This is a genomic window from Rossellomorea sp. KS-H15a (assembly GCF_024195245.1).
In the GTDB taxonomy this organism is placed as follows: Bacteria; Bacillota; Bacilli; order Bacillales; family Bacillaceae_B; genus Rossellomorea; species Rossellomorea vietnamensis.
In genome coordinates this window covers 3,187,616-3,201,826 of record NZ_CP096886.1, presented here as the reverse complement: position 1 = coordinate 3,201,826, position 14,211 = coordinate 3,187,616, and the positions used below count along the sequence as shown (strand labels likewise).

Here is a 14,211-nt window from a genome sequence, read left to right as displayed (position 1 = left end):
AATGAAACAGGTAACCATTCAAACTGCTTCCAAGACATATGACGTAACTATTGGAGTGGAGATGACGAATGAGATTGTTTCTTTTATTAAGAAGTCCTTCCCTGATGTATCAAAGCTATGGCTCATTGCCGATGAAGCCGTATATAAGCTCCATGGGCAAGCATTCTCGGATGATCTCGGTCAGTCCTTTGATGTAACCATTTATCAAGCTCCCAAAGGGGAAAAAGCGAAAAGCTTTGCCACGTATGAAGATGCGATAACACATGGGCTCAAGCATAGAGTAGATCGCAAATCCATCGTGATTGCTTTCGGTGGCGGTGCCATAGGTGATCTTGCGGGCTTTATCGCATCCACCTATATGAGGGGAATTCCTTTCATCGGCGTTCCGACCACGATCCTTGCACACGACAGTGCCGTGGGAGGGAAAGTCGCGATCAATCACCCCCTGGGGAAAAATATGGTCGGACAGTTTTATCAGCCGGAAGGCGTATTCTTTGACTTGAATTACTTTTCGAGCCTTCCTAAAACGGAAATACGATCGGGATTCGCTGAAGTAATCAAGCATGCCTTCTTGTCTGACCGTGAGTTCCTGCAGGATCTCATGCACTCTTTCCGATCGCCTGAAAACATAGATGAAAGCTTTTTAACAGATTGCCTGATCAGGGGAATACAGGTTAAGGGAGACATCGTATCAAAGGATGAACGGGAGTCAAATATCCGGGCTTTCTTAAACTTCGGGCACACATACGGGCATGCGGTTGAAAGTGCAAGCGGCTATGGAAATCGGACTCACGGGGAGTCGGTCATGATCGGGATGGTCTATGCTTTATATCTCAGTGAACGCTACTGCAACCTGTCATTTGACATGGATGGGTTCATAGGATGGATCAAAACTCTCGGGTACAATCTGAAGGTTCCTTCCAACATCGGTTTTGACACATTATACGAGGGGATGAAGCGTGATAAGAAGTCCCTGAACGGCAATCCGGTTTTTGTGTTGTTGAAGGAGATCGGTGAACCCGTGATGGCGGGCGTTACGGAGGAAGATTTAAAACAGGCGGATGCATACATTCGACAGTTATAGATCCCGCCGCTGAAGAGAGTACAGAATATCAAGAAAAAGGGAGAGTGGAAGAATGATCAGGGGAATTCGAGGTGCCACTACAGCAGATCGTGATAATGAAAAGGAAATTCTCCTTTCAACTGAAAGTCTCTTAAAGGAAATGATTTTACATAATAATATTACGGCAGAACATGTCGCATCCGTTTTTATTTCTGCAACAGATGACATTAAAAGCGTATTTCCAGCCAAAGCATTAAGGGGATTCGAAGAGTGGAAATATGTCCCGGTGATGTGCATGCAGGAATTGGACGTACCCCATGGACTGTCCCGCTGCATCAGGGTGATGATTCACTATAATACCTCAACACCTCAGAGTGACATCCAACATATTTATATGAAAAATGCAGTCAGCCTTCGTCCTGACTTGAAGAAGTAAGAAGCGGCCATTATGAATACGACTGAAAGGAAGTTTAAACATGAAGTGGAAATCCCAGATTCAAAATCTTAAAGCATACCAGCCTGGAAAAACGATGGATGATGTAAAAGAGTTATTCAATCTTGAGAAAGTAGTGAAGCTCGCATCGAATGAAAATCCCTTTGGATGCTCCAGAAACGTTGAAACCTATCTGAAAAACAATGCCCTTTCACATGCGCTCTATCCTGACGGTTATGCGAAGGAGTTACGTTTTAAGGTGGCAGAACATTTATCTGTGGAACCTGGACAGTTATTGTTTGGAAATGGCTCTGATGAAGTGATCGAGATCATCTCAAGGGCTTTATTGGATGGAGGGAAAAGCACGGTTATGGCAACCCCTACCTTCCCTCAATATAAGCATAATGCCATCGTTGAGGGAGCAGAGGTCCGTGAAGTTCCCCTGGATGCGGAAGGAAAGCATCAACTGGTCAAAATGCTGGGAGAAATTGATGACACCACTTCGGTCGTCTGGTTATGCTCGCCCAATAACCCAACAGGGGAATATATCCGAAACGGGGAACTCATTTCCTTCCTGGACGCAGTCCCTTCCCATGTCCTGGTCGTTTTGGATGAAGCGTATTTTGAATATGTCGTGGCGGATGATTATTATAATTCTCTTGAATTGTTGAAGTCATATCCTCAATTATTGATTACACGCACCTTTTCAAAAGCATATGGCCTGGCAGGGTTCAGAGTGGGATTTGGAATCGGGAATAAGGACGTAATCGGGAAATTGGATCCGATCCGTGAACCTTTCAATAATAATACACTGGCTCAAGGAGCGGCTTCAGCGGCCATCGAAGACCAGGCGTTCATAGAGGAATGCAGGAGAGAGAACCGAAAAGGACTAGAGCAGTATTACCGCTTCTGTGAGGAGAACGGCCTCGCCTATGTCCCATCCCAAGCGAACTTCGTTTTGATCGACTTCGGCGTAAGTGGGGACGAGGTATTTCAATACTTGATGAGCAAGGGCTATATCGTCCGTTCCGGAGAAGCGCTCGGATACCCTTATTCAGTCAGGATAACAGTGGGATCCTATGATCAAAATGAAGAGGTCATCGAGAAAATGACGGAATTTCTGGCACTTCAGAAACAAGCATGATGAGCGGTCGGAGGGGCGTTGGTCCTTTCCGGCTTTTTTTAAATAGAAAGATGGAGGGGAAACGATGAATGGAACAGTGTTGATCATTGGGATGGGGCTGATCGGAGGGTCCCTTTCCCTCTGCATAAAAAAAGAACACCCACATGCCAAGATCATTGGTCATGATGTGAATCATAAAGAATTAAGGCTGGCGAAATCATTGGGAGTGATCGATGAGATGTCACTTTCTTTACGGACAGCCGCCGAACAGGCGGATCTTATTGTGATCTCTACACCTGTTTTTCAAACAGAAAAGATCATTGCACAATTTGAATCCCTTTCCTTGAAAGAAAGTGTCCTGATAACCGATACTGGAAGTACAAAGGAACAGATTATGAGATCTTCGGAAGTGCTGACCAAAAACGGGCTTCAATTTATCGGGGGCCACCCGATGGCAGGCTCTCATAAGAGCGGCGTAGCAGCTGCGAAGGAAATCCTCTTTGAAAATGCCTTTTACATGCTTACGCCGGGATCCGGAGTGGCAGAGGAAAACGTCGCCAGGCTTCAAGACTGGCTGAGGGGAACCCATGCGAAATTTTTAATAGTAGAACCAAGGGAACATGATGAATTAACGGGCATGATCAGCCACTTTCCCCATATTGTAGCGGCTTCACTCGTTCATCAAGCGAAGGGCTCTTCGACCGAACACCCTTATTTGAGAAGGCTCGCTGCAGGGGGCTTTCGTGATATCACCCGAATCGCTTCATCCAACCCGACCATGTGGAAAGACATCACCATCCAGAACAGGGGAGTCCTGCTTTCACTCTTAAAGGAGTGGAAAGTAGAGATGGATGAGGTCGTATCACTCATCGAAATGAATGATTCACAGAAAATATACGATTATTTTAACGATGCGAAAGAATTCAGGGATGATCTCCCCATCTTGGAAAAAGGGGCGATACCTTCATTCTATGATTTGTTTGTAGACGTACCGGATTATCCAGGTGTGATCTCGGAAGTGACAGGATATCTTGCACAGGAGAAGATCAGTTTGACGAATATCAGAATAATGGAAACGAGAGAAGATATATACGGAGTATTAGCAATCAGCTTTCAAACGCTGGAAGATAGGGAAAGAGCTTTGCACTGCTTAAGAGAACAAACAAATTATGAACTATTCTTAGGATAAAGGGTGATAAGGATGGAACCGAAGAAAAGACTGTCAAATCCAAACATTGGTTTGAATGGAGAGCTTCACGTACCAGGAGACAAATCGATCTCCCACCGCTCCATTATGTTTGGATCGGTAGCTGAAGGGAAAACGGTTATACATAATTTTCTTATGGGGGAGGATTGTTTAAGCACGATATCCTGCTTCCGTAAATTAGGAGTTGAGATTGAGGTTTCTAAAGACGCAGTGACCGTGTACGGTAAAGGGTGGGGCCACTTGAAAGAACCCTCTGACATTCTTGATGTGGGAAATTCAGGGACCACGACCCGTCTCATTATGGGAATTCTTTCAGGAAGACCTTTTCATTCAGTCCTGATAGGTGATCCCTCGATTGCGAGAAGGCCCATGAAGAGGGTGACAGAGCCTTTAAAGCAATTCGGGACAGTGATTGATGGCCGTTCAGGAGGCAACTTCACGCCTATATCCATCAGGGGTGGAAACTTGAAAGGGATCCATTATTCTTTACCTGTGGCGAGTGCCCAGGTGAAATCCGCCCTCATACTGGCCGGGCTTCAGGCTGAAGGAATGACTGAAATAGTCGAAAGAGAGCAGACGAGGAACCATACAGAAAAAATGATCGTTGAGTTTGGGGGAACGATTGAGAAGCACGGAGACACCATTAAAGTAAAGGGAGGACAGGTATTGAAAGGAACGGAAATCTATGTACCTGGAGATATTTCCTCAGCAGCCTTTTTCATGGTGGCCGCAGCCATCGTTCCAGATAGCAGAGTACTGTTGAAGAATGTCGGGCTGAATGAAACGCGAACCGGCATTGTAGAAGTGATGAAGAAAATGGGTGCGTCCATTGAGGTCATGGAGCAATCAAACGAAGGTGAACCTATCGGTGATATTCTCGTGCAAACCTCCAACCTTACCGGCATTGAAATCGGAGGGGACCTGATTCCTTCTTTGATCGACGAAATTCCCATCATTGCTCTTTTAGCTTCACAGGCAGAGGGGAAGACCGTCATCAAAGATGCCGAGGAATTGAAAGTGAAGGAAACCAATCGAATCGATGCCGTTGTGAAGGAGCTTGGAAAGCTTGGTGCAAACATACAGGGTACGGATGATGGGATGATCATCGAGGGGAAAACCCCTTTACACGGTGGAGAAGTCCATTCCTGGGGCGATCACCGGATCGGCATGACACTGGCTGTCGCTTCCCTGTTGACCGACTCTGATGTATATTTAGAAGATGCAGAGGCCGTGAAGATCTCGTATCCGACTTTCTTTGAACATATCAACCAACTGTTGATGAAATAAAACTGAATCGATTAAGTGAGAGGTGGTTGGTCTTTGGGCTGAAATCCGCCTCTCTTTTTAATGAGTGGGTGGCATGAATTCATCCTTACCTTCATAGCTTGTCTATAAAGGAAGGTGATGATGGGGTGAGCACCTATATTATTGAAAATGCCCATTGGGTAAAGGACACCAAGCTAACTCACACTTCACTATTGGTGAAAGATGGAAGGATTTCAGCCATCAGGAACAGCTTTCAGTACTACAAGTACATGAAAATGGATGTGTCGCATTTTTTGATGACTCCCGGACATGTCATGTGTGACATAATGGTACCCCAAGGGAACGACTTCATCTCCGTAAAGAATTATTACCTTGACGAATTCATAAAAAGAGGGTGCACCACCATTTTAACGGCATTTTCAATACAGTATGAGTATGAATTCCTTACACAATTGAATGAACGGAAAACCTCCCTGCTCAACAGTCCCCTTGATTATGCGATAGGGTTGAAAACATCTGCGAATCTGATTACCCCGAACATCATACGTGCATGTAAGCGGAATAAAGTGCCCCTCATCTGGATCGAACTGGATGAAGCAAGTGGATTCAGAGACATTCCATGGGGATGGATCAAAGGATTATTGTATGATTACCCTATTACTTTTGTCCCTTTTTTTACGACAAACATAGACAATAAAACCAAAATGAAGCATCTTAAAATATGGCAGAATTCGATGAAAAACGAGGGTATTCCTCATATTCCTGTTGAAATCCCTGAAAAAGAGCCACTGAACGTAAGCATATTGAAGAAAATTGGAATATATCCCCTTAGAGGAAATTTTTTAGTGGGTGGAGAAATATGTTATAACCTCTATATGAAGCCTGAAGGTAAGTCAAGTACTGAGCCATTATCATTTCAATATGATCATCATGTGCTAAAATGTACTATGAACAAAGGGAAATATCATTATGTAAATAATAGAGGTCATTTTTATCCTGGAGCTGGTGAAGAACTGATCATACAAACCCCGGGATATTTTACTTAATTGAATACAAGCTTTTTTATAGAAAGGGATTGACCATGTCATACAAAGAACAAATGTTATCTTCCTTGGAAGAAGGGAATTTAGAAGAAGCAAAGAAACAGTATAATCAAGTGCTGAAATTTGGAAGTCATGAAGAAAAATTCAGTCTTGCCGAAGAATTACATCAATTGGGGTTTCTGGAGGAAGCAAAAGAGCTTTACGGGAATCTCCTTCAATATTATCCGGGTGAGGGTGAACTTCTCATTGAACTGGCTGAAGTGCTGGTGGAGATGGATAATGAAGAGGGAGCCATCGAAACGCTTGCTGAACTGGATGAGGGTGACCCCACCTATCCAAGATCACTTCTTCTTTTAGCGGATCTTTATCAAATGCAGGGTTTGTTTGAAGTAAGCGAACAGAAGCTTCTCCAAGCCAAGAAGTTATTACCCCATGAACCCGTCATCGATTTCGGACTTGGGGAATTGTACTCCGAAACGGGCAGATTCCTGGAAGCGATCAGGCATTATCAGATCCTCATAGAAAAGGGGACGACGGAGCTTGGCGGAACGAATGTCCACCAGAGATTGGCCGAGGCCTATAGTGTAGGAGGAGCATTCGAAGAAGCTTTGACCCATTATGAAAAAGCCCTTCAAGAACATTTGGAAATCAATACACTGTTTGGCTATGCCTTTACCGCCTATCAGGCTGGCTATTACGAAAAGGCGATTGAAAAATTCGTTTCCGTCAAGGAACTGGATCCTGAATATCATTCAGTCTATTTACTACTGGCGAAGTCGTATGAGCGTGAAGAAAAGCTTCAAGAGAGCCTGGAGGCTGTTCAGGCGGGAGTCAAACAGGATGAATACAATAAAGAACTGAATGTATTCGGAGGCAAAATTTCATTGAAGATGGGACTTGAAGAAGAAGCAGAAGCGTTTCTTCGGGAAGCCCTTGCCCTTGATCCGGGATATGTGGAAGCTGCCCTTATCATCAATAAATTGTTCTTTACACAGGACCGGTATGAAGATGTTCTGGAAATCGCCCAGATGCTGACAGTTGAAGGAGAAGAAGAGCCTCAGATCAACTGGGATCTGGCAAAGGCTTATGAAGGGCTTGAACAATATAATCATGCATTAAAACAATACCGTATTGCATATACTTACTTTAAGAATCATCAAGAGTTTTTACTAGAGTTCGGACAATTTCTAGTAGAAGAAGGACTCAGGGGTGAAGCAGTAGAAGTATATAAACACCTGATTGAAATGGATCCTTCAAATGACGAATGGCAGGACCTGATTGAAAGATTACAAGACTGATCTGTGACGGTGGGTTAAAGGGACTAGGGTGTCTTGAGATGAAATTGGCAAAGAGCTTATGAATGTGACTTGCACTTTATGATGAAAGAAAAACGGACCTTTTAAAAAGGATTCTGCAGAGGAGGGAAAACCATGACCACCCCTGTTTCTGTCAACGAGAAGAAAGAATTTATCCGCTGGTTTTTGAACCGATATCAATTAAAACGAAGAGAATGTGTGTGGATCTTAAATTATTTGATGAGTCATGACCAATTAATGAAAAAGGTTCACTTTGTCGAAGAATCCCAGTATTGTCCGAGAGGCTTGGTGATGTCCACTCATTGTGTCGAAGATGTTCCATTCCGGTTCTACAAGGAAAATATCATGACAACGGACGCAGAAAAGTCATTTCATGATATCCGCTTGAACAAAGATGAGGACATTTATATTCAGCTGAACTTCAGTAAGGCAAATTCGAGTTATCAATTTGCAGCCGTACTGGAAGAAAATCCGTTTATGCCGAAGTACTTACTCATCAATGAAAAAGACAGAATGGTAGCTGAACAGTTTTTAGAGGACAGCCTGCAGACTTTCAGGAAGGACCGCTTGTTAAAGGCCATCGATCAAGCATTGGATACCGGTGACAAAAAGGCTTTCAGTAAATTGACCAGAGAATTGAATAGCCTGACCTGATAAGTCGGATGAAGAGAAACACCATCTCTTCATTCGATTTTTTTATTGTCTTTTTAGATAGGAAGATTAAGAATGGTACATACTATGAACGAGGCTCTTTTCGTGCCCTTTTAGTGGAGTATCCCCCAGAAGTATTTCTATCCAGGGGAGTATTTCACCGGGAAGCACGTTTTGTATGTAAGGCACTAGTATAAAAAAAGTGAAATCGCTTTATATGAGATGAGATAAAGTGATAAGATGGGAAGTGGAAAATGAAAGAAAAAAGTGAGGGTTATATATGAATTGGAACGTAAAAGATATTGAAGTGTTTGAAGCGGAAAAAGCATATGTAGATACGGCGGTCATTCCCGTTGTCCCTGTTGATTTCGGGAAGGATATAAGAGTCTCGGCGGCACAATCAGAGTTTATCAATCTACTCGCTCTACACCTGGAAAGGCAGTTCAAAGGAAGAATGATGATGACCCCTTCATTTACGTATAGAATGACATCATCGGAAGAGCAAGAGGCATCCGAATTATCCCAGTGGGCAGGAGAATTAACCGGGAGTGGTGTGAAGCACGTCTTCTTCCTGACTTCAGACAGCCGGTGGAAGAAGGTCGAGGATAAACTTGGAGAAGGCTTGATCTGGGTCCCGTCCATCCCGCTTGAAAACCTGGACGACCAATATAAACATTCAATCATGGAAGATCAGGTCAAGCAGCTGTTAAATGTGATTGTACAAAAATGGCAAAAAAATTCATAAAAACTTCACATTGTTTCCATCTTTTAGATACGAGAGTTATTGACCTTGTATAGAGTTTAATATATCATAGTTATGTCCTAGTTTTATATTTGTGCGAAATATGTCCGACGGACTTACCTTACGATAGAGGGGGGAAAAGGATGAGCAAACATCGTGTATCTAGACGTCAATTCCTTAACTATACACTTACGGGTGTAGGCGGTTTCATGGCGGCGGGAATGCTAATGCCGATGGTTCGCTTTGCAGTGGATCCAGTGTTGAAAACGGAAGCTGCGGGAGATTTTAGAGCGACTAAGCAAAAGGTTTCAGAATTATCGAATGAACCAGTACGTGTCGATTTCTCATATGAGCAAAAAGATGCGTGGTACACATCAGAAGTTACACAAACCGCTTGGGTATATAAGAACAAAGAAGACAAAATCATTGCTCTTTCACCGGTTTGTAAGCACCTCGGTTGTACAGTTAACTGGAATGGGAATCCGGATCATAAAGAAATGTTCTATTGCCCATGTCATGGTGGAATGTATCACAAGAACGGTGAGAATGTACCAGGTACACCACCGACAGCACCGTTGGATTCATATCCGACAAAAGTAAAAGATGGAATTCTTTATCTTGGACAACCAGAACCAAATAAATTTGTTAAGTAAGGGGGCGTAATCTGTGCTGAACAAGATCTATGATTGGGTTGACGAGCGTTTAGACATTACGCCTTTGTGGCGCGATATCGCGGATCACGAAGTTCCTGAACATGTAAACCCGGCGCATCACTTTTCTGCGTTCGTTTACTGCTTCGGAGGATTGACATTCTTCGTAACCGTCATCCAGATTTTATCCGGAATGTTCTTAACGATGTACTATGTTCCAGATATTAAAAACGCTTGGGAATCTGTGTATTATCTTCAAAATGAAGTTGCATTTGGACAAATTGTCCGCGGAATGCATCACTGGGGAGCCAGTTTGGTTATCGTAATGATGTTCTTACATACACTACGCGTCTTCTTCCAAGGTGCATACAAAAAACCTCGTGAATTAAACTGGGTTGTTGGGGTTCTTATTTTCTTCGTTATGCTGGGGCTTGGTTTCACAGGCTATTTACTGCCGTGGGATATGAAAGCGCTATTCGCGACGAAAGTAGGTCTTGAAATCGCAGGGGCCACTCCATTTATCGGAGACCAGGTAAAAATGTTATTAGCGGGAGATGCTCATATCGTCGGGGCACAGACTCTGACTCGATTCTTCGCTATTCACGTATTCTTCCTGCCTGCTGCTCTACTTGGTTTGATGGGAGCTCACTTCCTGATGATCCGTAAGCAAGGTATTTCCGGACCACTATAAGAAACAATTTTAAATGATTAACCTAATAAAAGGAGGGGGACACTATGCATCGAGGAAAAGGGATGAAGTTTGTAGGGGACTCCCGGGTTCCTGCAGACAGAAAGCCGAATATACCGAAAGACTATTCGGAGTTCCCTGGTAAAACAGAAGCTTTCTGGCCGAACTTCTTATTGAAGGAGTGGCTGGTAGGAGCTGTTTTCCTTATCGGTTATCTTTGTTTAACGGTTGCTCATCCATCACCGTTAGAACGTATAGCCGATCCGACAGATACTGGATACATTCCATTACCTGACTGGTATTTCTTATTCTTATACCAATTACTTAAGTACACATATGCATCAGGACCTTATAATGTTATCGGAGCGTTCGTCATTCCTGGAATCGCGTTTGGGGCACTTTTACTTGCACCATTCATTGATAAAGGACCTGAACGCCGCCCGACAAAACGTCCTTTTGCAGTAGGATTCATGTTATTGGCACTCGCAGCTACGTACTTCCTGACTTGGGAATCCGTTGCGACCCATGACTGGGAAGCGGCTAAGGAACAAGGGAAGATCCGTGCCGAAGTGGATATCGATAAAGAATCTGAAGGATATAAGATTTTTTCTGATCAGAAGAATGGCTGTATCAACTGTCATGGTGAGAATTTGCAAGGTGGGGCTGGTCCTTCCCTAATCGGAACGGGTCTTGCACCTGAAGAAATTGCGAAAATTGCTAAAAACGGTAAACCGCCGGGCATGCCTGCAGGTTTATTTAAAGGGACAGATGAAGAGCTGAAGAAGCTGTCCGAGTTCATTGCTGGTTTAGAAGAATAGTTTTAATAAAAAAGGCCGGCTTATGTCGGCCTTTTTTCTACTTGAAAGTGAGGTGCGAACATGCTTTGGCTCATGACGATCTTAAGAAATAAACTGTTTTTATGGTTGCTGCTTATAGTGAATGTTTTCGGTACCGTCTACGGATACATATGGTATATTCCACAACTCCAAAATACTCCTCCACAGTTTTTACTGTTTGTCCCGGATAGTCCGACAGCCAGTCTGTTTTTTTGCTTCGTATTGATCGCATTTATACTGAAGCGGAATTGGCCGATTTTCGAAGTGCTTGCCATCATCACCCTGTTTAAATACGGTGTTTGGGCAGTGATCATGAATCTGTTGACCCTCATGGTATCAGGTGACTTGCCTTGGGAAGGATATATGCTGATGGCTTCACACGGCGCAATGGCCGTGCAAGGGATCCTATATTCATCGTTTTATCGGGTGAAGTTGTGGCATATTGTCGCAGGGGCCGTCTGGACCGTTCATAATGATATCATCGATTATGTTTTCATGCAGTTTCCGGTATACTCAAAACTCTATATGTATATTCAGGATATAGGGTATTTCACTTTCTGGCTAAGCATCATCTCCATTGCCATTGCGTATTATTTCACTCAGAAAACAAATCGTCTCACCCTCGACTATTAGTTTGACTGATTTATGGTCTACTCTTGTCCACCCCTTCATACACTTTATTAGTAGTTTTAGGGGGGACAAGTATGAAATTAATCCAATTTTTTATCACGCTTTTCTTATTTCTCATTTTAGTACCTCACCCATTAATCGCTGTAGAATCTCCGTCTCCAATCAACGAGCTTGATGATCTATCGGATCAGGCTTTACAGATGACAAAGGCCGGCCGATATGAAGAAGCCAAGCACCTATTGGTTTATTTCTCCGAAGAATTTGCCTCTTTGAGTGCCCAGCAGTCCTTTTCGATGGATGAGCTTAGAATCCTTACCATTTCACATAATCTTGCATTGGAAAGTATCAACCAATCCTCCCTTGCCCTTGAGCAAAAGGTGAATGCCGTTACGAAGTTCCGCCTGGTGATGGATGCATTAAACAGTCAGCATCAGCCTTTATGGGTTGAAATGGAGGACCCGATCATGGAAGCCTTTAATGGTGTCAAAGTGGCGGCGGAAAATGGAAACGTGGATGAATACCAAACGACATTGAATGTCTTTTTATCAAAATATAATATCATTCAACCGAGTATTAAGTTGGATATTCCAGTTGAGCGGGCTCAATCCCTTGATGCGAGGATCACTTACTTGGATCATTATCGACAGGACGTGCTGGAAGGGGAGCAAACGATGAGCGAGCTTACTGCTTTGGAAACGGATCTCCAGAAATTATTCGAGAACATGACAGAGGATGAGGCAGATCCTTCTCTTTGGTGGGTCATTATATCGACGGGCAGTATCATTGTTTCTACATTATCTTATGTAGGTTGGAGAAAATATAAGGGACAGGGTGAAATGAAAAAGTCCGAACGTCAAAAAAATTGACAGTGCGAGGATGGCGCTATAAAATTTAGGTAATCTATACATCTGGAGGTTTTTGCGATAATGGCAGGATTTTTGATTTACTTTTTACTGATTGCTCTTATTCCAATAGGGGCACAGATGCGTGTAAAGAGTACGTTTAAGAAATATTCAAGAGTGGCCACCACTTCTGGTATGACCGGAAGGGAAATGGCAAGAAGGATTCTGGACGAAAACGGTTTGCACAATGTGAAGGTAGTGGAAGGCCGGGGATTTCTGAGTGATCACTACAACCCTATGACCAAAACGGTCGCCTTATCACCTGATAACTACCACGGGCACTCCGTAGCCGGGGCCGCAGTGGCTGCCCATGAAGTTGGCCACGCCATACAGGACGCTGAAAGCTATGCATTTCTCCGTTTCCGACATGCTCTCGTACCGGTAGCGAACATTGGTTCCAATATGTCCTGGATTTTCTTGATGATCGGTATTTTCACGCAATTATCCGGTATGTTCCTGCTCGGGATCATTTTGATGGCGGCAGGGGTTGTGTTCCAATTGATCACGCTTCCTGTTGAATTCAATGCTTCCTCAAGGGCGATGAATCAAATCGTTTCCCTTGGACTGATCCGCAACGAAGAAGAGCGTCATGCCAGAAAAGTGCTGAACGCAGCAGCAATGACGTATGTAGCAGCTGCAGCTGTCGCAATCATTGAATTGTTAAGACTGGTACTTATTTTCACCGGGATGAATGGTGACGATTAAGAATAGAATAAAAGCAGCCGGACCCTTGATCATGGGTCCGGCTGCTTTTTGTTTCCCTCTAGTCCAGTATAGGGTTTTTATCTGCATCAAGTGTAAATCCTTCGCCGAGAACGTCATGGACCACAGTGACGGATACAAAGGCGTGGGGATCAACGCTTGTGATGATGTTTTTCAGTCTTACGATTTCATTTTTCCCTACCACACAGTAAAGAACTTCCCGCTCTTGTTTCGTAAATGAGCCGTGGCCGCGTAAGACGGTCACTCCCCGGTCCATTTTCTCATTGATGACATTGGCGATTTCTTCATGGCTTTCTGAAATGATCATGGCGCCCCTGGCAGAATAAGCCCCTTCCTGCATGAAATCGATGACCCTTGCAGCAACAAATACAGCGACCAGGGTGTACATCGCTTCCCGATATTCCAAATACGTAATGAGAGAGATGCCGATGACGACGGCATCAAACATGAACATCGTCTTTCCCATGCTCCAGCCTATGTACTTATGGGCAAGCCGGGCGATGATATCCACCCCGCCTGTCGTACCTCCGTATCTGAAAATGATCCCCAGTCCGATTCCAATGAAAACACCTGCAAATAAGGCCGCGAGAAAAAGATCCCCTTCCAGGTTGATGGTCATTTGATACCGTTGGAAAATCCATAGGAATACGGATAGAGCTACAGTCCCTATCACAGTATAATAGAAAGCTTTCTTCCCTAGGAGCTTCCATCCCAGAAAGAATAGGGGTATATTTAAGGCTAGGTTTGAGTACGATGGATCAATATCAAATAAGAAGTAAAGGATGAGTGTTATTCCCGTGAATCCACCTTCAGCCAGTTTATTTTGGATATTAAAATGTACAAGTCCAAATGCAAATATAGCCGATCCTAATAAGATGAACAATATATTCTTAATACGTAATCCCAACATCTGTGTTTCCCTCCTTTTATAGTATTAT

Annotated in this window: 16 protein-coding genes; 15 read left to right on the top strand and 1 reads right to left on the bottom strand. The window is 43.6% G+C overall.

The window, feature by feature from the left end; translation table 11 throughout:
- Nucleotide 1 precedes the first annotated feature (1 nt).
- From aroB to M1J35_RS16295, 15 genes are all read left to right on the top strand, one after another.
- The gene (gene aroB, locus M1J35_RS16365) at nucleotides 2–1,084 is read left to right on the top strand and encodes a 3-dehydroquinate synthase (protein ID WP_254651752.1); all 1,083 of its coding nucleotides are present in this window, start codon (nucleotides 2–4) and stop codon (nucleotides 1,082–1,084) included.
- A gap of 52 nt (nucleotides 1,085–1,136) precedes the next feature.
- Nucleotides 1,137–1,499, top strand: coding sequence for a chorismate mutase (gene aroH, locus M1J35_RS16360; RefSeq protein WP_034758360.1), 363 nt, complete (start codon nucleotides 1,137–1,139; stop codon nucleotides 1,497–1,499).
- Between the two features lie 40 nt (nucleotides 1,500–1,539).
- Nucleotides 1,540–2,640 carry a histidinol-phosphate transaminase gene (gene hisC / locus M1J35_RS16355; RefSeq protein WP_254651751.1) on the top strand — a complete coding sequence of 367 codons (1,101 nt, stop codon included), beginning with the start codon at nucleotides 1,540–1,542 and terminating at the stop codon, nucleotides 2,638–2,640.
- A 64-nt stretch (nucleotides 2,641–2,704) separates the two neighbouring features.
- Nucleotides 2,705–3,808 carry a prephenate dehydrogenase gene (locus M1J35_RS16350; RefSeq protein ID WP_254651750.1) on the top strand — a complete coding sequence of 368 codons (1,104 nt, stop codon included), beginning with the start codon at nucleotides 2,705–2,707 and terminating at the stop codon, nucleotides 3,806–3,808.
- A 12-nt stretch (nucleotides 3,809–3,820) separates the two neighbouring features.
- Nucleotides 3,821–5,113 (top strand): 3-phosphoshikimate 1-carboxyvinyltransferase, encoded by a 1,293-nt coding sequence (gene aroA / locus M1J35_RS16345; protein WP_254651749.1) that lies wholly within the window; start codon nucleotides 3,821–3,823, stop codon nucleotides 5,111–5,113.
- A 125-nt stretch (nucleotides 5,114–5,238) separates the two neighbouring features.
- Nucleotides 5,239–6,138: a hypothetical protein gene (locus M1J35_RS16340; protein WP_254651748.1), complete on the top strand. Its 900-nt coding sequence runs from the start codon at nucleotides 5,239–5,241 to the stop codon at nucleotides 6,136–6,138.
- A 35-nt stretch (nucleotides 6,139–6,173) separates the two neighbouring features.
- The gene (locus tag M1J35_RS16335) at nucleotides 6,174–7,433 is read left to right on the top strand and encodes a tetratricopeptide repeat protein (RefSeq protein WP_254651747.1); all 1,260 of its coding nucleotides are present in this window, start codon (nucleotides 6,174–6,176) and stop codon (nucleotides 7,431–7,433) included.
- A gap of 132 nt (nucleotides 7,434–7,565) precedes the next feature.
- Entirely contained in the window at nucleotides 7,566–8,105 is a 540-nt protein-coding gene (locus tag M1J35_RS16330; protein WP_098440025.1) for a ReoY family proteolytic degradation factor, read from the top strand.
- A gap of 277 nt (nucleotides 8,106–8,382) precedes the next feature.
- Nucleotides 8,383–8,847, top strand: coding sequence for a YpiF family protein (locus M1J35_RS16325; protein WP_034758382.1), 465 nt, complete (start codon nucleotides 8,383–8,385; stop codon nucleotides 8,845–8,847).
- A gap of 140 nt (nucleotides 8,848–8,987) precedes the next feature.
- Nucleotides 8,988–9,497 carry a QcrA and Rieske domain-containing protein gene (locus tag M1J35_RS16320; protein WP_034758386.1) on the top strand — a complete coding sequence of 170 codons (510 nt, stop codon included), beginning with the start codon at nucleotides 8,988–8,990 and terminating at the stop codon, nucleotides 9,495–9,497.
- Between the two features lie 13 nt (nucleotides 9,498–9,510).
- Nucleotides 9,511–10,185 carry a menaquinol-cytochrome c reductase cytochrome b subunit gene (gene qcrB, locus M1J35_RS16315; RefSeq protein ID WP_032087896.1) on the top strand — a complete coding sequence of 225 codons (675 nt, stop codon included), beginning with the start codon at nucleotides 9,511–9,513 and terminating at the stop codon, nucleotides 10,183–10,185.
- Nucleotides 10,186–10,229: 44 nt separating this feature from the next.
- On the top strand, nucleotides 10,230–11,000 hold the full coding sequence (locus tag M1J35_RS16310) for a menaquinol-cytochrome c reductase cytochrome b/c subunit (RefSeq protein ID WP_034758391.1): 771 nt from the start codon (nucleotides 10,230–10,232) through the stop codon (nucleotides 10,998–11,000).
- Between the two features lie 60 nt (nucleotides 11,001–11,060).
- Entirely contained in the window at nucleotides 11,061–11,651 is a 591-nt protein-coding gene (locus M1J35_RS16305; RefSeq protein ID WP_034758394.1) for a lipoprotein heptaprenylglyceryl N-acetyltransferase LhaT, read from the top strand.
- 71 nt (nucleotides 11,652–11,722) lie between these two features.
- Nucleotides 11,723–12,514: a sporulation protein YpjB gene (ypjB, locus tag M1J35_RS16300; RefSeq protein ID WP_094075201.1), complete on the top strand. Its 792-nt coding sequence runs from the start codon at nucleotides 11,723–11,725 to the stop codon at nucleotides 12,512–12,514.
- 60 nt (nucleotides 12,515–12,574) lie between these two features.
- A complete protein-coding gene (locus tag M1J35_RS16295) occupies nucleotides 12,575–13,255 on the top strand; it encodes a zinc metallopeptidase (RefSeq protein WP_034758397.1) in 681 nt (226 codons plus the stop codon).
- Nucleotides 13,256–13,313: 58 nt separating this feature from the next.
- Here M1J35_RS16295 and M1J35_RS16290 read toward each other — a convergent pair whose 3' ends face one another.
- A complete protein-coding gene (locus M1J35_RS16290) occupies nucleotides 13,314–14,183 on the bottom strand; it encodes a YitT family protein (RefSeq protein WP_034758399.1) in 870 nt (289 codons plus the stop codon).
- Nucleotides 14,184–14,211 lie beyond the last annotated feature (28 nt).